17 protein-coding genes are annotated in these 17,358 nt (G+C 68.3%); 3 read left to right on the top strand and 14 right to left on the bottom strand.

From position 1 onward, the window contains the following. Position 1: 1 nt before the first annotated feature. The 6 genes from hydA to GBZ48_RS00735 are packed head-to-tail and all read right to left on the bottom strand — an operon-like array spanning position 2 to position 6,304. A complete protein-coding gene (hydA, locus tag GBZ48_RS00760; RefSeq protein ID WP_174469229.1) occupies positions 2-1,438 on the bottom strand; it encodes a dihydropyrimidinase in 1,437 nt (478 codons plus the stop codon). Positions 1,439-1,462: 24 nt separating this feature from the next. Then, a complete protein-coding gene (locus GBZ48_RS00755) occupies positions 1,463-2,209 on the bottom strand; it encodes a maleate cis-trans isomerase family protein (protein WP_246306899.1) in 747 nt (248 codons plus the stop codon). Positions 2,210-2,259: 50 nt separating this feature from the next. Beyond that, the gene (locus GBZ48_RS00750) at positions 2,260-3,594 is read right to left on the bottom strand and encodes an amidohydrolase family protein (RefSeq protein WP_174469228.1); all 1,335 of its coding nucleotides are present in this window, start codon (positions 3,592-3,594) and stop codon (positions 2,260-2,262) included. Beyond that, a complete protein-coding gene (locus tag GBZ48_RS00745) occupies positions 3,591-4,409 on the bottom strand; it encodes an ABC transporter ATP-binding protein (protein ID WP_174469227.1) in 819 nt (272 codons plus the stop codon). The genes GBZ48_RS00750 and GBZ48_RS00745 overlap by 4 nt, the downstream gene beginning before the upstream one ends. Before the next feature lie 4 nt (positions 4,410-4,413). After that, positions 4,414-5,235 (bottom strand): ABC transporter permease, encoded by an 822-nt coding sequence (locus GBZ48_RS00740; protein ID WP_174469226.1) that lies wholly within the window; start codon positions 5,233-5,235, stop codon positions 4,414-4,416. Positions 5,236-5,287: 52 nt separating this feature from the next. Next, positions 5,288-6,304, bottom strand: a complete 1,017-nt coding sequence (locus GBZ48_RS00735; protein ID WP_174469225.1) for an ABC transporter substrate-binding protein — start codon at positions 6,302-6,304, stop codon at positions 5,288-5,290. Positions 6,305-6,527: 223 nt separating this feature from the next. Here GBZ48_RS00735 and GBZ48_RS00730 point away from each other — a divergent pair, with 223 nt between their 5' ends. Then, positions 6,528-7,256 carry a GntR family transcriptional regulator gene (locus GBZ48_RS00730; protein WP_174469224.1) on the top strand — a complete coding sequence of 243 codons (729 nt, stop codon included), beginning with the start codon at positions 6,528-6,530 and terminating at the stop codon, positions 7,254-7,256. 23 nt (positions 7,257-7,279) lie between these two features. Here the strand turns inward: GBZ48_RS00730 and mnhG are convergent, their stop codons facing one another. Genes mnhG through GBZ48_RS00690 form a run of 8 tightly spaced genes read right to left on the bottom strand, consistent with a single transcriptional unit; the run spans position 7,280 to position 14,831 of the window. Beyond that, positions 7,280-7,699 carry a monovalent cation/H(+) antiporter subunit G gene (gene mnhG / locus GBZ48_RS00725; RefSeq protein ID WP_174469223.1) on the bottom strand — a complete coding sequence of 140 codons (420 nt, stop codon included), beginning with the start codon at positions 7,697-7,699 and terminating at the stop codon, positions 7,280-7,282. After that, positions 7,696-7,977 (bottom strand): K+/H+ antiporter subunit F, encoded by a 282-nt coding sequence (locus tag GBZ48_RS00720; RefSeq protein WP_174469222.1) that lies wholly within the window; start codon positions 7,975-7,977, stop codon positions 7,696-7,698. Before GBZ48_RS00720 ends, mnhG begins: the two co-directional genes overlap by 4 nt. Then, positions 7,974-8,474 carry a Na+/H+ antiporter subunit E gene (locus GBZ48_RS00715; RefSeq protein ID WP_246306898.1) on the bottom strand — a complete coding sequence of 167 codons (501 nt, stop codon included), beginning with the start codon at positions 8,472-8,474 and terminating at the stop codon, positions 7,974-7,976. The genes GBZ48_RS00720 and GBZ48_RS00715 overlap by 4 nt, the downstream gene beginning before the upstream one ends. Beyond that, a complete protein-coding gene (locus GBZ48_RS00710) occupies positions 8,471-10,099 on the bottom strand; it encodes a monovalent cation/H+ antiporter subunit D (protein ID WP_343049049.1) in 1,629 nt (542 codons plus the stop codon). Before GBZ48_RS00710 ends, GBZ48_RS00715 begins: the two co-directional genes overlap by 4 nt. Beyond that, positions 10,096-10,440: a Na+/H+ antiporter subunit C gene (locus GBZ48_RS00705; protein WP_109085712.1), complete on the bottom strand. Its 345-nt coding sequence runs from the start codon at positions 10,438-10,440 to the stop codon at positions 10,096-10,098. Before GBZ48_RS00705 ends, GBZ48_RS00710 begins: the two co-directional genes overlap by 4 nt. Continuing rightward, a complete protein-coding gene (locus GBZ48_RS00700; RefSeq protein ID WP_174469221.1) occupies positions 10,440-13,391 on the bottom strand; it encodes a monovalent cation/H+ antiporter subunit A in 2,952 nt (983 codons plus the stop codon). The genes GBZ48_RS00705 and GBZ48_RS00700 overlap by 1 nt, the downstream gene beginning before the upstream one ends. Positions 13,392-13,442: 51 nt before the next feature. Continuing rightward, positions 13,443-13,940, bottom strand: coding sequence for a PTS sugar transporter subunit IIA (locus GBZ48_RS00695; RefSeq protein ID WP_174469220.1), 498 nt, complete (start codon positions 13,938-13,940; stop codon positions 13,443-13,445). A gap of 21 nt (positions 13,941-13,961) precedes the next feature. Beyond that, positions 13,962-14,831: a universal stress protein gene (locus tag GBZ48_RS00690; protein ID WP_174469219.1), complete on the bottom strand. Its 870-nt coding sequence runs from the start codon at positions 14,829-14,831 to the stop codon at positions 13,962-13,964. A gap of 235 nt (positions 14,832-15,066) precedes the next feature. Between GBZ48_RS00690 and GBZ48_RS00685 the strand changes: the two genes are divergently transcribed. After that, the gene (locus GBZ48_RS00685; RefSeq protein WP_246306897.1) at positions 15,067-16,716 is read left to right on the top strand and encodes an ATP-binding protein; all 1,650 of its coding nucleotides are present in this window, start codon (positions 15,067-15,069) and stop codon (positions 16,714-16,716) included. Continuing rightward, positions 16,713-17,357: a response regulator transcription factor gene (locus tag GBZ48_RS00680; RefSeq protein ID WP_174469218.1), complete on the top strand. Its 645-nt coding sequence runs from the start codon at positions 16,713-16,715 to the stop codon at positions 17,355-17,357. Before GBZ48_RS00685 ends, GBZ48_RS00680 begins: the two co-directional genes overlap by 4 nt. Position 17,358: the final 1 nt, after the last annotated feature.

Raw genomic sequence — 17,358 nt, 5'->3', positions numbered from 1 at the left:
CTCAAAACGGCAGGACCGGCGCCGGGGCGCTCTTGGGGCGGGCGGGCGCCGGCAGGCCACAGGGCAGGAACTTGCCGCGGCCGGGCTCAGCCAGCAGCACGCCGTCGCGGCACACCACCGCCCCGCGCGAAATCGTCGCCACCGGCCAGCCGGTGACCTCCATCCCCTCATAGGGGGTGTAGTCCACATTGTGGTGCAGCATGGCGTTCGTGATGCTCACGCGGCGGTTCGGATCCCACAGGGCGATGTCGGCGTCCGCCCCCACCGCGATGGTGCCCTTGCGCGGATGCAGCCCGTACATGCGGGCGGGGTTGGTGGCGGTCAGTTCCACGAATTTGGTCAGCTCCATCCGTCCGGTCATCACGCCGGCGGAGAACAGCAGCGGCAGGCGGGTCTCCACCCCCGGAATGCCGTTGGGCACGCAGCGGAAGGGCGCCTGTTCGCCATGGACCTTCTTGCCGCCCGGTCCGTCGAAATGGAACGGCGCATGGTCCGACGAAAAGACCTGGAAGGTCCCGCCGGTCAGCCCATCCCAGATGACGGCTTGATTGGCGGCATCGCGCGGCGGCGGGGAGCAGATGCACTTCGCCCCTTCGAAGCCCTCCCCGCCCAGATCGTCGGCGGTCAGGAACAGATATTGCGGGCAGGTCTCGGCATAGATCCGCAGGCCGCGCCCCTGTGCCCAGCGGATCTGCTCCACCGCGTCGGCACCCGAGACATGGACGATCAGGATCGGCACATCCACCAGTTCGGCGAGCGAGATCGCCCGGTGGGTGGCCTCGCGCTCCGCCACGCGCGGGCGGGAGACGCCGTGGAAGAAGGGCGCCGTCTGCCCGGCGCGCTCCAGCTTCTCGGTCAGCCAGGCGATGCAGTCGGCATTCTCCGCATGCATCATCACCATGGCGCCCTCGCTGCGGGCGATGTCGAGCACCTCCAGGATCTGGCGGTCGTTCAGCTTCAGCGCGTCGTAGGTCATGTAGATTTTGAAGGACGTGTAGCCCTCGCGGATCAGCGCCGGCAGCTCCTGCCCCAGCACCTGCTCGGTCGGATCGGTGACGATCAGGTGGAAGGCATAGTCGATCACCGGCTTGCCGGCGGCGCGCCGGTGATAGTCGTCCACCGCCTCGCGCAGCGAGCGGCCCTTTTCCTGGCAGGCGAAGGGCAGCACCGTTGTGGTGCCGCCGAAGGCGGCGGAGCGGGTGCCGGTCAGGAAATCGTCGGCCATCACCGACCCGTCGCCGGTCGGCTGGTCGAAATGGACATGCCCGTCGACGCCGCCCGGCAGGACCAGCAGCCCGGCGGCGTCGATCTCCTCGGCTCCGGAGGCGAGACCGGCGCCCAGCGCGGCGATGGTCCCACCGCGCACGCCGACATCGGCCTTGAACACATCCGACGCGGTGGCGACCGTGCCGTTGCGGATGACCAGATCGAACTCCATGCTCCCCTCCCCCCGATTATGCGGTCAACCGTGCAGTTCCCGGAACAAGCTGCCCCAGCCCTCGACCCGGCGGGTGTCGACGCCGGTCATGCGCAAAGCCTTCCACACCACGGTGGACACGGTGTCGTAGACAGGAATACCCAGCGCCTTCTCCACCCGCTCCGCCACCGGGGCGCCGCGCATGTTGGTGCAGATGATGGCGATGGCGTCGGGCTTGGCCTCCGCCACCTCGGCGCACATGCGCTCGATCCGCTCCTCGGTGATCTCGGAGAAGGAGAAGTTGCCGCGGTCGTTCAGATGACGCTCCGCCACCACCTCGAAGCCGGCGGCGTTGTAGTTGGCGACCATCCGCTCCTGGATCTCGTCGAGATAGGGGCTGACGATGGCAAAGCGCTTGCGCCCGGTCGTCTCCAGAATCTCGTTCAGCGCCAGCATGGAGGTACAGGCCGGGATACCGGTCTCAGCCGCGATGGTGCTGCACAGCCGCTCGTCGGCATCGAAGCCGAGCCAGCCCGCCGAGGTGCCGTTCCAGCCGATCACGTTCAGCCTGGCATCGGCCAGCAGCCGGGCGGCGTCGAGGAATGGCGCGTCGGTGAACTGGTCGAGTGCCGCGGCGCGCAGCGAGATCTCCTTGACGGTGAAGCGGCCGAAATGAGCCGAAACCTCCGGCAGCCCGCTCAGCATGGCGGAGGTCACCGGCTCAAGGACTGTGTTGGACGAGGGAGTCAGCATCCCCAGAAGGACGCGCTTGGTCAGATCGGGCGTGGTCATGTTCGGTCCTTATCGCTTCAGGCGTTTCTTGTTTTCGGGGTTTTTGGGGTTCAGGCCCGCGCCCACAGCGCGCGGGCGGCCTCGTCGGCCTCGATGCAGATCCGCTCCAGATCGGCGCGCAGCAGGCGGCCGTCCTCGACCAGAACCTCGCCGTCGACCATCACCATCTCCACGTCGCGGCCCTGGCCGGTATGGACCAGCGTGCCGAGCGGGTTGGTCTGCGGGCGCAGATGCGGACGGCGGCTGTCGAACACCACCAGATCGGCACATTTGCCGATGGTGAGCGTGCCGATCCGGTCGGCCATGCCGACGGCCTCCGCCCCGCCCAGTGTCGCCATGCGGAAGACGTCGGCCGGCTGCCAGTCGGCGGTGACACCGCCCTGGCCAATGCGGGCGGTGGCGAGCGCCCAGCGCATCGTCTCCACCATGTCGCCATGCTGGGTGTCGGTGCACAGCGCCAGATTGACCCCCGCCGCCTTCAGGGCCGGCGTCGGCGCCAGCCTGCCGGAGGCGGCGTTGCATTTGGGCACATGCACCGCATGGGCGCCGGCACGGGCCAGCCGCGCGATGTCGTCGTCATCGACATAGAGGCAATGGGTGGCGAGAAGCCGGTCGTTCAACATCCCGGTCTCTTCCAGCAGGGCTGCGGGAGAGAGGCCGGTGGAGGCGCGGACGCGGTCCACCTCCACCCGGCTCTGCGCCAGATGGGTGTTGACGCGCATGCCGCGGGCCGACGCCTCGGCGGCGAGCGTCCGCAGAAAGCCGGGGGAGCAGGTGTCCGGCGCATGGGCGGCCATCTGCACCGCGATGCGCCCCTCCAAAGCCCCGTTCCAGCGGTCGTGCAGGTCAAGCGTCCGGCGCAGCAGATCCTCGCCGATCCCGGCATCGAAACGCCATTCCCCCTGCGGCACGCGGGCGAAATCGACGTCATGCACCCGCCAGCCGGCATGGACCCGCAGCCCCAGCTCGGCCACGGCCTCCAGCGTCGCCTCGGCATGGACGAAATGGTCGCAGACCAGGGTGGAGCCGGACAGCAGCGCCTCCGCCACACCCAGCCGGGCGAGCGCCCGCGCCTCATCCGGCGTGGCGTCGGTGCCCTTGGGAACGCCGGGGGTGTAGGACGGGGCGAAGCCGAGATCGGCGGCGACACCGCGGACCATCACCAACACCGCATGCAGATGGGCATTGACGAAGCCCGGCGTCACCAGCCGGCCGGGACGGTGCAGCGTGCGCTCGGCCACCGGCAGCCCCGCGGAGACCGGGGCCAGATGGGCGATCCGGCCGTCGCGGATGCCGATGGCGGCGTCCTCGACGATGCCCAGCGCCGGGTCGCCGGTAATCGCGGTGACGCCGGTCAGCAGCAGATTGAGGGGAACGGGGTTCATGCCGCAGCACCCTGTCGGCTCGCCGCCATGGAGTCCGGCTTCGCCTCCTTACGCTGCTGCATGCCCTCCTCGCGGATCAGGTTCAGGATGTGGCGCTTGTGGTCGTTGAACTGCTGGCCGGTGATGTCGCGCGGGCGCGGCAGGTCGAGGTCGATCAGTTCGCGCACCCGGCCCGGCCGGCTGGTCAGGACGGCGACCTGGGTGCCCAGCACCAGCGCCTCGTCAACGCTGTGGGTCACGAAGACGATGGTGCAGCGCTGCTTCTGCCAGATGGCGACCAGCTCTTCCTGCATGTCCATCTTGGTCTGGGCATCCAGCGCCGCGAACGGTTCGTCCATCAGGATGACCTGCGGGTTCAACAGCAGGGCGCGGGCGATGCCGACGCGCTGGCTCATGCCGCCCGACAGCTCCGCCGGGAAATGGTTCTCGAAGCCCTGGAGCCCGACCATGTCGATGTATTCCTGCGCCGCGGCCCGGCGGTCGGCTTTTCGCCAGCCCTTCAGACGCAGGTGAAAGGCGACGTTCTCCCACACCGGCAGCCAGGGCATCAGGTTGGCCTGCTGGAAGACCATGCCGCGGTCGGCGCCCGGCCCGTCCACCGGCTTGCCGCCGACCGTCACGCTGCCGCCGGTCGGCTTCTCGAAGCCGGCGATCATGTTCAGCAGCGTGGACTTGCCGCAGCCCGACGAACCCAGCAGGCACAGGAACTGGTTGGGTTCCACCGACAGGCTGACATCGTCGATGGCCAGCAGGTCGCGCTTGCGCTTGGCATCGCGGAAAATCTTGGTGATGTTCTTCAGCTCGATGGAGGCCATGGCGTCAGCCCTCCCGGCTTTGCAGGGTGGATCCGTGCTGCCAGTGCAGCGCCACGGACATCAGGAGCTTGATCAGGCCGTCGGTCGCATAGCCGAGCAGACCGATGCTGGCCATGGCGGCGAGCACGAGGTCGTAGCGCAGGAAGTAATAGCTGTCCCACAGCACGTACCCGAGCCCGCTCTTGACCGCGACCATCTCTGCGGTGACCGTCAGCATCCAGGCGGCGCCGATGCCGATGCGCAGGCCGGCGAAGATGCTGGGCAGGGCCGCCGGGAACACCACATGGCGCAGAAGCTGCTGCTCGGTGGCGCCCATCATCGCGGCGGCGCGGATCAGGTTGCGGTCGGCCGTCTTCACTCCATGGATGGTGTTCATCAGGATCGGGAAGAAGGCGCCGAGGAAGACCAGGAAGATGGCCGGCTTGTTGGCGATGCCGAACCAGATGATCGCCACCGGAATCCAGGACACCGGCGGAACCGGGCGCAGCATCTGGATCGTCGGCTCCACCGTCCGCTCGACCCAGCGCCACCAGCCGATGGCGATGCCCAGCAGGATGCCGCTGGCCGCCGCGATGGCATAGCCGGCGGCGACCCGCATGGCGCTGGACAGCGCATCGGCAAACCAGCGCCCGCTGTTGGCCTGGCTGGTCTCGTCGAAGCCGAAGACCCAGTCGCCCCACGCATGCAGAACCACCGTCGGCGGCGGCAGCAGCGCTGCGGGCAGAAGGCCGGACCGCGACACAGCCTCCCAGGCCACGAGGATGACGAGGGGAACCACCGCCTTTTCCCAGGCGAACCGCTCCCAGATTTTTCCTATCGCCGTCATGAACCGGACTCCTGTCCCATGAAACATCTGGCCGGGTGCGGCCGGCAGCCGCTCAGAAGCCCAACTCGGTCTTCGGCTTGGCCGTGACGGTTTCCAGGAAGCTGTAGTCGAGGTTCTTCTCGGCCGCGGCGGAGACGTCGTGGCTGATGTATTTCAGGTCGCGCATCATCGCGGCGATGGCGAGGGTGCTGTCCTTGTGCATGGCATAGTCCGGCGAGGCGTTCTTCAGCGCCTCCGCGGCGACCGTCTTGTCCATGCCGGTGTATTTGTTGATGGTGTCGACCCAGGCCCCCTTGTCCGCCTTCAGCTTGTCGACCAGCGCCACGACGGACGCGACGGTGGCCTGGACCGCCTTGGGATGCTCCTTGATCACGTCCGACCGGGTGACGATCAGGTTGGTCAGGTTGCCGGCGGCCTGATCGTAGGGAAGCGTGAAGTGCCGGCCGGCCCCGCTGCTGCGGATCTGCGAGGCGAAGGGCTCCACCGTGCAGATCACGTCGACCTCGCCGCGCTGGAGGGCCGCGGCATGGTCGGACGGGTTCGGAATGTTGACGAACTGCACGTCCTTGTTGGCGTCGATCCCGTTCTTCAGGAAGGCGCCGCGCATGTGGATGTCCTGCGCATTCCCGCGCGAAGCGGCGACGCGCAGCGGCTCGCCCTTCGCCTTGCGGTCGGCGATCAGCGCCTTCAGCCCGGCCCAGTCGTCCGGCTTCAGCTCGATCCCCTTGGCGGTCAGGATCTCCGATCCGCCATTCACCTGACCGGAGATCGCCACCACGTCGAAGCCCTTGTCGAGGGCGGTGATGTAATGGAGGTAAGTGACCTGCGCCACGTCGATGCTCTTGGACACCAGGGCCGTCAGCACGTCGTTGCCGGAATTGAAGTTGATGGCCTCGATCTTCACGCCCTTCGCCAAGTCGGGCGTCAGCGCCATCGGCAGGCAGTGGGCGCATTTGGCGAAACCCAGCTTCACCGCCTCCGTGTCGGCGGCCTGGGCAGTCGCGGCGGCCGCGGACAGGGCGAGGACCGCGCTGGTGACGGCGCCAAGCGTGAAGGATCGAAGCGACATGGGCAGGGTTCCCTGATGCGATTGCGATATTCCCTCCGTCGCAAGTCGCGTGCCAGATTGTATACAATATGGCGATTTTAGATTTTACTTTTTATATCAACGCGATAAGTGTTTTTTTAAACCGGCTGCGCTCCGCGACTCCCTTGCCTTGTTTTTAAGCGCATGGCATCGTTTGCGCATTGCTGCACAATCATTCAGCATTATGAGCATCGTTGGATCGACCATGGACATTGTGAAGACCGCCACCCCCCCCGCAGGTCCGATCCGCCGTGAAACGCTGCACCAAGGTGCCGTTGCGGAGTTGCGCGCGATGATCCTGTCCGGCGAATTGCGGCCGGGCAGCCGCGTGCCGGAGGTCCAGCTGTGCGAACAGCTGGGGGTCTCGCGCACGCCTTTGCGGGAAGCGCTACGCGTCCTGGCGGCGGAAGGGCTGGTGGAGCTACGTCCGCACCGCGGCGCGGTGGTGACGCCAATCGATCCGACGGAGATCACCGCCGTCTTCGAAGTGATGGAAGCGCTGGAAGCGCTGGCAGGCGACCTCGCCTGCCAGAGGGGCACGGTCGAGGAATTCGCCGAACTCGACCGGCTCCACGACCAGCTTCACGCACAGTTCGATGCCGGCGACCGGCTGGCCTATTTCCTGACCAACCGGCAAATCCACGCCCGGATCGTCGCGATGGCGCGCAACCCGTCCCTGGAAGCCACCTATGCCGGCTTCGCCTCCAAGATTCTCCGGGCACGGTCGCTGGCCAATTACGATGAGGAGCGCTGGCGGCACTCGCTGAGCGAACATGACGGATTCATGGCCGCAGTCCGGCAGCGCGACGCGGCAACGGCCGGCGCCCTCCTGGCCGCACACAGCCGCCAAACCGCCGATGCGGTGCTCGCTGCGCTGAACGGCTGCGGTTCAGACGATCCAGGCAACGTTGGGCGTCAAACCGCATCGCTGTGACGGGCGATCCCTGTCACGCCGCATCACACATCCTGCCCGCCTCCCAAGCCCGGCTGGGGCTGAGGGGCAGTGCCGGAAGCGCGCGCGTCCTGCCCCGAGGGCGGCGGCGGCACCTCGTCGCTTCCCTCGCTGCGGTCGCGGTAGAGGGCGGCGCGGGCCAGCAGCATCAGGGTGATCGGGGTGGTGACCACCATCAGCGCGGTGATCAGCACCTCGTGCAGGATCGCCCTGGACTCAAGGACGGAGAAGACCAGCATCGAGGCCAGCAGGATGCAGCCGATGCCGAGCGTCGAGCCCAGCGTCGGCGCGTGGACCCGCTGGTAGAAGCTGCCGAACCGCAGCAGCCCGACGGTTCCGATCAGGGTCAGCACGGCGCCGGCCAGCAGCAGAAGGGCGGCGGGAATGGCAGCCCAGGCGGGGAGATCGGCCAGATGGTTGTTCATTCGATGACCTCGCCGCGCATCAGGAACTTCGCCAGCGCCGCCGTCGACACGAAGCCGAGCAGGGCGATGATCAGGGCCGCCTCGAAATAGAGGATGCTGCCGTTGCGGATGCCGAAGGTCAGCAGCAGCATGGTCGCCGTGACGTAGAGGGTGTCCAGCCCCAGCACCCGGTCCTGCGCCCGCGGTCCCCGCAGCACCCGGAAGGTCGCGAAGGCCATGGCGACCACCAGCATGATCTGGGTGAGGAAGATCGTCCCCATCAGCAGGGTCAGGATCATTCGAACAGCTCCATCAACCGTGTCTCGTAGCGGCCCTTGATGGTGTCGATCCACTCCTGCTCGTCCACCAGATCGAGGATGTGCAGAAGGATGGTGTTCCGCCGCCGGTCATAGGCGACCCACACCGTGCCGGGGGTGGCGGTGACGATGCAGGCGAGCGTCGCCAGCCCGTAGGGCGCCCGCAGATCGAGCGGGATGCGCAGGAAGCCCGACACCCGTCCGCCGCCGCCCGGCCGCAGGATGATCTTCGCGACCGCCCAGTTGGAGCGCAGGATATCCACCAGCACCACACCCAGCAGCGACAGCGCGGCCTGCGGACGGCGGAAGCGTCCGCCCGGCAAATCGAGCACGCCCAGCGTCGCAGCCGTTGCCAGCGAGAGAACGCCGCCCAGGATGATGGTGCCGGGGGCCACGCTCTCGTTCAGCAGCAGCCACACCCCCAGCAGCGTCGCCGTCATCATGGGATAGGGCAGCAACCGCCTCATCAGCCGTCTCATCGGGCACCTCCGGCCGTCGGGCCCGCCGTCGGAATGCCGGACAGCACGGCACCGTTGTAATCCTGCGGCGCATGGAGCGCGCGCGCGGTGTCCTCCATGTAGCGCATGGCCGGTCCGGCCTGGATGGTCAGCGCCAGATTGAGGGCGAGCAGCAGCAGGACGGGCGCGATTTCGGCCACCCGCACCCGCGGCACCTCGGCGGCCGGCGAGGCCCAGAAGGCGTCGATGCCCACCCGCGTCATCGCCACCACCGTCGCCAGCCCCGACAGCACCAGCGCCGCCAGCAGGATCCAGGTGGTGACCGGAACTTCCGGCCCGGCCGCCAGCAGCGGCGACAGGATGGCGAACTTGGCAAGGAAGCCGGAAAGCGGCGGCAGGCCGGCCAGCAGAAGCGCGCTGGACATGAAGCCGATGCCGAGGATCGCCATCGTCGCCGGAATGGGGACGCCGGCCCCGCCGCCACCCGCGCCATCGTCGGCATCCTCGTCATCGCCCTCGCCGAAGGCCTCGCGGGTCACCGCCAGCACGTCGGCGCCGACGCCCCGGCCGCGCTCCACCAGTTCGATCAGCAGGAAGAAACCGGCGACCGCCATCACGGAACTGGTCAGATAGAACAGCACCCCGCCGGTGACCGCCATCTGGCCGGCGCCGATGGCCGCCAGCAGGGTGCCGGACGACACCAGCACGGTGGCGCCGGCAAGCCGCGCCATGTTCTGCGTCGCCAGCACGGCGATGCAGCCGAAGCCGATGGTCAGCAAGCCGCCGATCAGCAGGACCGTGCCGCCGAAGCCGCTCGACGCCCCCGCCCCCTCGCCGAACACCAGCAACCACAGCCGCAGCACGGCATAGATGCCGACCTTGCTGAGGATCGAAACGATGGCGGCCGAGGCCGAGCCCAGGGTGGAATAGGTGTTGGGCAGCCAGAAGCCCAGCGGCCACATCCCGGCCTTGATCAGGAAGGCGAGACCCAGGATCGCCGCACCGGCCTCCAGCAGCCCGCGATCCTCGGAAGCCAGGCTGGCGACCCGGCCGGCGAGGTCGGCCATGTTGAGGGTGCCGGAAACGCCGTAGATCATGCTAACGCCGATCAGGAACAGCAGCGACGCCGACAGGTTGATCGCGACGTAATGCAGCCCCGCCCGCACCCGCGCCAGCCCCGAGCCATGCAGGGCAAGGCCGTAGGAGGCCGCCAACATGATCTCGAAGAAGACGAACAGGTTGAAAAGATCGCCGGTCAGGAAAGCGCCGTTCAGCCCCATCAGCTGGAACTGGAACAGCGGGTGGAAATGCGCCCCCGCCTTCTGCCAGCGCGGCAGCGAGAAGGTCAGGGCGGCGACGCCCAGAATCCCGGTCAGCACCAGCATCAGGGCGGCGAAGCGGTCCAGCACCAGCACGATGCCGAAATTCGCCGGCCAATTGCCGAGCCTGTAGACGCGGACGACACCAACCCCTGAATCGGCGACGGTCAGGGCCAGGATCGCCAGTCCGAGCAGCGCCAGCGCCGAGGCCATGCCGATCGCAGCCTTCAGCGTGCGCTGCCGCTCGTCGATCAGCATCATCACCGCCCCCGCCAGCAGGGGCACGATGATGGGGGCAATCGTCAGATGGTCCATCCAGCCGCTCACCGGCCGCTCTCCTTTCCGTCGACATGGTCGGTCCCGGTCAGGCCGCGGGCGGCGAGCAGCAGGACGAGGAACAGGGCGGTGGTGGCGAAGCCGATGACGATGGCGGTCAGCACCAGCGCCTGCGGCACCGGATCGGCATGCATGGCGAGCGTGCCTGCCCGGCCGCCCTCCAGGATCGGCGCAGCACCCGTGCGCAGGCCGCCGGTGGAGAAGATGAACAGGTTGACGGCATAGGAGAGCAGCGACAGCCCTACGATCACCTGGAAGGTGCGGGGCCGCAGCAGCAGCCACACGCCGGAGCCGGTCAGCACGCCGATGCCGAGCGAAAGGATCAATTCCATCAGTCGTCTCCCACGGCGGTCGCAACCGGTTCGGGCACCGCCGGAACCTCCGGCGGGCGGGGGGCGGCGGCACGGTGGCCGCGCAGCGATTGGCGGGCCAGCGCGATCAGGATCAGGATGGTGGCGCCGACCACCAGGGCGAAGACGCCGATGTCGAACAGCAGGGCGCTCGCCACCGGAACCTTGCCCAGCACCGGAATCTGCGAATAGGCGAAGTAGCTGGTCAGAAACGGCCGGTCGAACATCCAGGCGCCGAGCCCGGTGCCGGCGGCCAGCAGCAGTCCGATACCCATCCAGCGCATCGGCAGAACGCGCAGCCGCGCCTCGACCCACTGGGTGCCGCCGAACATGTATTGCAGGATCATGGCGATGGCGACGGTCAGGCCCGCGGCGAAACCGCCGCCCGGCAGGTCATGGCCGCGCAGCAGCAGGAACAGCGCCACCAGCAGGATCACCGGGAACAGCAGGCGCGCGATCAGCGACGGGATGAACAACCAGTCGGCCACGGTGTCGCCGTCCTTGCGGTCGGGCCGCGAGGCGTCGAAGGCGCTCTGGTCGCGCTGCTGTTCGGGAACGTCCACGCTGTCCGACGCCGGGCGGAAGCGGCGCAGCAGCGCGTAGGCGGTCATCGCCACCACCCCCAGCACGGCGATCTCGCCCATGGTGTCGAAGCCGCGGAAATCGACCAGGATGACGTTGACGACGTTGGTGCCGCCGCCCTCGCTGTAGGCCAGTTCCAGGAAATGGCGGGCCAGCAACTCCGGCGGGAAGCGCGTCATCACCCCGAAGGCCAGCCCGGCCATGCCGGCCCCGGCGGCGGTGGCGATGCCGAGGTCGCGCAGGCGGCGGGTCAGCGTGACCGCCTCCGACCCGCGGCTGCCGTGGATGTCCATCCGCTTGGGCAGCCAGCGCAGGCCCAGCAGCAGCAGGATGGTGGTGACCACCTCCACCAGCAGCTGGGTCAGCGCGAGGTCGGGGGCCGAGAACCAGACGAAGGTGACGCAGACGACCAGCCCGGTGCCGCCGAGCAGGATCAGCGCCGCCAGCCGGTGGAACTTCGCCTGCCAGGCGGCACCCAGCGCGCAGGCGGCCCCCAGCAGCCAGATCAGCGCCAGCACCGGGTCGATGCCGGACGGCACCAGATTGCCCGGCCCTACCCCGCGGGTCCACACGGTCCAGCCGGCGGCCAGCACCGCGGCGACCACCACCAGCCGCAGCTGCGGCTGCAGGCGGCGGGTGCCGAGCACCCCCTCAGCGGTGCGGGCCAGCCGCCAGGACAGGAAGACCATCGTCCGCTCGAACATGCGCCGCCCTTCCAGGCTGCGGATCAGCGGCGGCCCCTCGATCCCCTTAGCGAGGTGGCTTTGCAGCAGCCGGTAGAGGATCAGCCCGGCGGCGAAGGCGGCCATGCTCATCACCAGCGGCAGGTTGAAGCCGTGCCAGACCGCGAGGCTGTATTCCGGCGTCGCAGCACCCAGGGCGGCGCGGGCGGCCATGTCGAGATAGGGGCCGACGGTGGCGGCCGGCAGGATACCGATGACGATGCAGGCCAGCACCAGCACCTCGACCGGGAAGCGCATCCAGGCCGGCGGCTCGTGCGGCTTGTGCGGCAGGTCCACCGGGTCCGGCCCGAAGAAGGTGCCGTGGATGAAGCGCAGCGAATAGGCGACGCTGAAGGCGCTGGCCACCATCGCGGCGACCGGCAGCACGTCGAAGAAGACCGGCAGCGGGTCCTTGGCGGAGAGCGCCTCGGCGAAGAACATCTCCTTCGACAGGAAGCCGTTCAGCAGCGGCACGCCCGCCATGGCGCCGGCGGCGATCAGGGCAAGGCGGGCGGTGAAGGGCATGAAGCGGTTCAGCCCCGACAGGCGCCGGATGTCGCGCGTCCCGGTCTCGTGGTCGATGATGCCGGCGGCCATGAACAGCGAGGCCTTGAAGGTCGCGTGGTTGATGACGTGGAAGATCGCCGCCACCATCGCCAGCTCGCTGTTCAGGCCGAGCAGCAGGGTGATCAGGCCGAGATGGCTGATCGTCGAATAGGCGAGCAGCCCCTTCAGGTCATGCTGGAAGATGGCGATGTAGGCGCCGAGCAACAGGGTGGCGAGACCGGCCGACCCGACAATCCAGAACCACGCCTCGGTCCCCGCCAGCACCGGCCACAGCCGCGCCATCAGGAAGATGCCGGCCTTCACCAGCGTTGCCGAATGCAGGTAGGCCGAAACCGGGGTCGGCGCCGCCATGGCATGCGGCAGCCAGAAATGGAAGGGGAACTGCGCGCTCTTGGTCAGGGCGCCGAGCAGGATCAGCACCAGGGCCGGCAGGTAGAGCGAATGCGCCCGGATGCGGTCCCCGGCCGTCAGCACGGCGTCGAGATCGTAGCTGCCGACGATGTGACCGAGAATCAGCACGCCCGCGAACAGGCAGAGGCCGCCGGTCGCCGTGACCGTCAGCGCCATGCGGGCACCGTCGCGCGCGGCGGCGGTGTGGTGCCAATAGCCGATCAGCAGGAAGGAGAAGAGGCTGGTCAGTTCCCAGAAGAAGGCGAGCTGGACCAGGTTGCCCGACAGCACCACCCCCGTCATCGACCCCATGAAGGCGAGCAGGAAGGCGAAGAAGCGCGGTACCGGATCCTCGGCCGCCATGTAATAGCGGGCGTAGACCACCACCAGCACGCCGACTCCGAACACCAGCCCGGCGAAAAGCCAGGCGAAGCCGTCCATCCTTAGTGAGAAGTCGAGGCCCAGCGACGGCATCCATCCGGCGGTGAAGCGGAGCACGCCGCCGGCCGAAACCGTCGGGTAGGCCGCCCACACCATCGCCAGCCCGAGCAGCGCCACACCGCCGGCCAGCCACGCCGCGGCGTTGCGCGCATGGGTGGGCAGCAGTCCGGCGGCGACCGCGCCGGCGAAGGGCAAGGCGATGGCGATCAGGAGCGGGAGTGCGTCGGGCATGAAATCCTACGGCAGACTGGCGACAGGCTGGAGGGGCGGCGATGGACGGCGTCAGAAGCCGGAGGGTGCGTCGTTGCAGTCCCCGTCGTCCTCATCCTGGGCAACGGCCTGGATGAAGATATGGGCCGCATCATCGGGGGTCTTGGCACCGCGCAGCCGACGCAGCGACTGCGGATCGCGCAGCGCCCCGCAGATTTCCGCCATGGCCGCCAGCAGTCCCTTTCGGTTCGACGCCGGCCAAAGCGCCAGGAAGACCAGATCGACGGGCTCGTCGTCGCGCGCGTCGAAATCAACCGCGCGCTGGAGACGGGCGAACAGGACGACCGGGGCCGCCAGATCGGCAAGCTCCGTATGGGGAAGTGCAACACCCCTGCCGAGCGCGGTGGAGCCGATCTTCTCGCGCGCCTGCAAGGCCTCCAGGATCTCGGGCGCCGGCCGCCCGCTGCGGCCGGCCGCCTCCGCCGCCAACTGGTCGAGCAGCGCCGCTTTGTTGCCGGGCGCGGCATCGAGGATCACGCTGGACGTTGAAAAATGGTCAGTGATGGTCATCCGGTTCTCCATTGAGGCCCATCAGGGGCAAAGTGTGGGCGCGGGTACCGGGGACCAGCCGGAGCCCATTCCCATACCAACGCCGCCGATCAGCACGTCGCAGGGCAGCGCCTCGATCACCTCGGACGCCGTGCTGCCCAACAGGGCACGGGAAACGCCGCTGCGCCGGGCCGAGCCCATCGCGACCAGATCGTACCGCCCCTGCCGGGCCAGACTGACGATCCGCTGTCCCGGGGGGCCGGTCAACAGGATCGTCTCCACCTCTGGTCCACCCGGCGACCCGTCATCCCAAGGGCCGAGCACGTTCCGGAAATCGTGCTCAACCTGTGCCTTGTCCAGTGCCGACGCTTCCGGCAGATCGGCGACATGCAGCAGGTGGATGCATCCATCCGCCATCAGCATGCGCGCCGACTCCACCGATGAGCGCGACCGTTCGGAAAAATCGACAGGCACCAGCGCCCGCAGATAGGGCTGGAGCGGCTTGTCGCGCACGATCAGCATCGGCGTTCCGTCGGCAATCGCGATGCGCTCGACGGTGGAGGCCAGGAACAGGTCCGCCACCCGGTCGCGCTGGTGCAGGCCAACCACCAGAAGGTCGGGACGCCACAGGCCGGCATAGCCGGCGACCCGGTGTTCCACCGCGTCGCCACGCACCGCGACCGCCTGCGCCCGGATGCCGCCCCCGCCGCTTGCGGCCAGGATGTGGCGCTGCAATTCGCCTTCCACATGATGCAGCGGCAGGCAGCCATAGCGGCCGCCGTTGCCGTCGACGACATGCAGCGCCGTCAGCTCCGCATCGAACCGGTGGGCGAGCCGAACGGCGCGCTCCAACGCGCGGTCCGATTTCGGTTCCAGGTCGGTTGCCAGCAGAATGCGCTTGAGGCTTGCCATCGTGACGGTTCCGGTTGCTTGGGGTCTCCGGTCCTTTTGTTCCGGTGCAGTCCGTTGCCTGCCGGAAATCGCTCCGCAGGAAACACCTCAATGATCGGAAGTCGGCGGCAGTCTGTCCATGCCGGGAAATACGGACCCGAAGGGGCCGCACCCGATGCAGCAGGGTCTCCGTAGTAATACGGGCCCGGTGATTTCACCTGATGCAGTCGGAGCGGGTTGGCGTTACCATCGTCCCATGTCGCAGATTGTCCGCCGCAAATGGATGTTCGTTCCGGCCTATCTGGCCGTCCACCTGTTCCTGGATTGGATCAGCTTCATCCATGCGGTCTCGTCCATCAACATCACGCCGTGGAACCCGCCGGCCGGGCTGATGATGGGGGTGTCGGTGCTGTTCGGCGTCCGCACCGTGCCCCTGGTCTGGCTGGCCCTGACCGCCGCCGACCTCGTCGTCCGCGATCTGCCCATAACGCTTCAGCCCATGACGCTGTGGGCCCCGTTTCTGGCGAACGGCATCGTAGCCGCGGGCTATGGGATCGCAGGATGGCTGCTGCGCCGCGCAATCGATCCCGGGCTGTCCCGGCTGCGCGACATCGTCCTGCTGCTGGGCGTAAGCGCCGTGGCGGTTCTGGGCATCGGTCTGTGCTTCATCGCCATCCACACCGCGGCCGGACTGTTCGAGTGGACGAACTTTCCGGAGGTGCTGCTGCGCTACTGGACTGGCGAAGTCATCGGCATCGCCGTTCTGACGCCCCTGGTGCTGATCGGCCGACGGATGCCGGCGCTGCGCGGGTCCTGGAGCGGTGCGGCAGAGACGCTGGCCCAAGGGGCGCTGATCGGTTTTACCCTGTGGCTCGATTTCGGCCCGCTCGCCTCCTCGCAGTACGAGCATTTCTATCTGTTGTTCCTGCCGGCCATCGGGATTGCCGTGCGGCATGGGCTGGTCGGCGCGGTGATTGCCTCGGTCGCCACGCAGGCCGGACTGATCGCCGCCATCCAGGCGACCGGCGTCGATACCGCGCGCATGGCGCATTTCCAGCTGCTGATGCTGACGCTGGCCGTCACCATTCTGCTGCTGGGCGCCGTGGTCAGTGAGCGCCGCCGGGCGGAGGATAGGCTGCGGGTGCGGCAGTCCGACCTTGCCCACGCCTCCCGTCTGATCGAAGCCGGTGAAATGACCGCGGCGCTGGCCCATGAGTTGAACCAGCCGCTGGCGGCGACCATGGGCTACGCCCGCGCCGCCCGCAAAGTCGCGCGACTCGAAGGGGCCACCCCCCGCCTGACCGAGATCCTAGACAAGACCGTCACCCAGGCGGAGCGGGCGGACCGGGTCATCCGCAGCCTGCGCGATTTCGTGCGCAAGGGAGCCAGCGACCGCGCCCCGCTGCCGGTCGCAACACTGATCGCCGACTGCCTGACGCTGGCCGGCCCGCTGGCCAGCCGCCATGCGGTGGAGATCGTCGCGGAAGTCGATCCTGCCCTCCCCGCCATCGGCGGCGACGCGGTCCAATTGCAGCAGGCGATTCTCAACCTCGTCCGCAATGCCGCGGAAGCGATGGGCGAAGGCGTGGACAGCGGGCCGTCCGTCCAGGCCTATCCGGCCCGGCGTCGCATCGTGATCTTCGCCTGCCCCGCCGCGCAGCCCGGCTTCGTCGCCATCGGTGTGCGCGACACCGGACCCGGCCTTGCCGAGGTGGTGGAGCGCAACCTGTTCGCCCCCTTCGTCACCACCAAGCCGACCGGCATGGGGCTTGGGCTGTCCATCGTCCGCACCATCGTCGAGAACCATGGCGGGAGCCTGACCGCAAGCAGCGGAACGGATGGCGGCACCGTGTTCCAGTTCACCATTCCCGCCCATGCCGCGGGCAAAAACGGAGAGCCCGCATGACGACCGAGACGCCCGCCGCGGGTTCCGGAGCAACCCCGGTGGCCTTCGTGGTGGACGATGACGAGGCCGTGCGCGATGCCCTGGCGCTCCACCTCGATCTGGCAGGTATCACCGTACGCTGCTGCGCATCGGCGGCGGAGTTCCTGGAGATGGCGTCTCCCGACCAGCCGGGTTGCGCCATTCTCGACATACGCATGCCGGGCATGGACGGGCTGGACTTGCAGCAGGAGATGATCCGGCGCGGACTGACCCTGCCGGTGATCGTCATCACCGGCCATGGCGACGTCACCGCCGCGGTGCGGGCCTTCCGGGCCGGGGCGGTGGATTTCCTGCAGAAGCCGTTCGACGAGGATCTGTTGATCGAGCGGGTGCAGGAGGCGTTCGCGCGTGACCTCGTCGCGCGCAGCGCCGATGCGGAGGTCGGGGAAATCCGTCGCCGCCTCGCCCTGCTCAGCCCGCGCGAACTGGAGGTGATGGAGATGGTCGCCCAGGGCCTGCCCAACAAGACCATCGCCACCCGCCTCGCCATCGGCATCCGCACGGTCGAAACCCACCGCGCCCGCGTGCTGGAAAAGATGGAGGCCCGCAATGCCCCGGAACTGGCGTTGATGCGGATGAAGCTGGGTGAGCGGTTGGAGTGAC

It is taken from the genome of Azospirillum melinis, assembly GCF_013340935.1.
GTDB lineage: Bacteria > Pseudomonadota > Alphaproteobacteria > Azospirillales > Azospirillaceae > Azospirillum > Azospirillum melinis.
The sequence above is the reverse complement of the archived record's forward strand: the minus strand, read 5'-3'. Positions and strand labels throughout refer to the sequence as shown.

Coding starts and splice junctions, on each gene's coding strand:
- GBZ48_RS00715 (WP_246306898.1), bottom strand. CDS start 8,474: ATGAGACGGCTGATGAGGCGGTTGCTGCCCTATCCCATGATGACGGCG.
- GBZ48_RS00720 (WP_174469222.1), bottom strand. CDS start 7,977: ATGATCCTGACCCTGCTGATGGGGACGATCTTCCTCACCCAGATCATG.
- GBZ48_RS00690 (WP_174469219.1), bottom strand. CDS start 14,831: ATGGCAAGCCTCAAGCGCATTCTGCTGGCAACCGACCTGGAACCGAAA.
- GBZ48_RS00700 (WP_174469221.1), bottom strand. CDS start 13,391: ATGCCCGACGCACTCCCGCTCCTGATCGCCATCGCCTTGCCCTTCGCC.
- GBZ48_RS00685 (WP_246306897.1), top strand. CDS start 15,067: ATGTCGCAGATTGTCCGCCGCAAATGGATGTTCGTTCCGGCCTATCTG.
- mnhG (WP_174469223.1), bottom strand. CDS start 7,699: ATGAACAACCATCTGGCCGATCTCCCCGCCTGGGCTGCCATTCCCGCC.
- GBZ48_RS00730 (WP_174469224.1), top strand. CDS start 6,528: ATGGACATTGTGAAGACCGCCACCCCCCCCGCAGGTCCGATCCGCCGT.
- GBZ48_RS00695 (WP_174469220.1), bottom strand. CDS start 13,940: ATGACCATCACTGACCATTTTTCAACGTCCAGCGTGATCCTCGATGCC.
- hydA (WP_174469229.1), bottom strand. CDS start 1,438: ATGGAGTTCGATCTGGTCATCCGCAACGGCACGGTCGCCACCGCGTCG.
- GBZ48_RS00755 (WP_246306899.1), bottom strand. CDS start 2,209: ATGACCACGCCCGATCTGACCAAGCGCGTCCTTCTGGGGATGCTGACT.
- GBZ48_RS00705 (WP_109085712.1), bottom strand. CDS start 10,440: ATGGAATTGATCCTTTCGCTCGGCATCGGCGTGCTGACCGGCTCCGGC.
- GBZ48_RS00680 (WP_174469218.1), top strand. CDS start 16,713: ATGACGACCGAGACGCCCGCCGCGGGTTCCGGAGCAACCCCGGTGGCC.
- GBZ48_RS00740 (WP_174469226.1), bottom strand. CDS start 5,235: ATGACGGCGATAGGAAAAATCTGGGAGCGGTTCGCCTGGGAAAAGGCG.
- GBZ48_RS00735 (WP_174469225.1), bottom strand. CDS start 6,304: ATGTCGCTTCGATCCTTCACGCTTGGCGCCGTCACCAGCGCGGTCCTC.
- GBZ48_RS00745 (WP_174469227.1), bottom strand. CDS start 4,409: ATGGCCTCCATCGAGCTGAAGAACATCACCAAGATTTTCCGCGATGCC.
- GBZ48_RS00750 (WP_174469228.1), bottom strand. CDS start 3,594: ATGAACCCCGTTCCCCTCAATCTGCTGCTGACCGGCGTCACCGCGATT.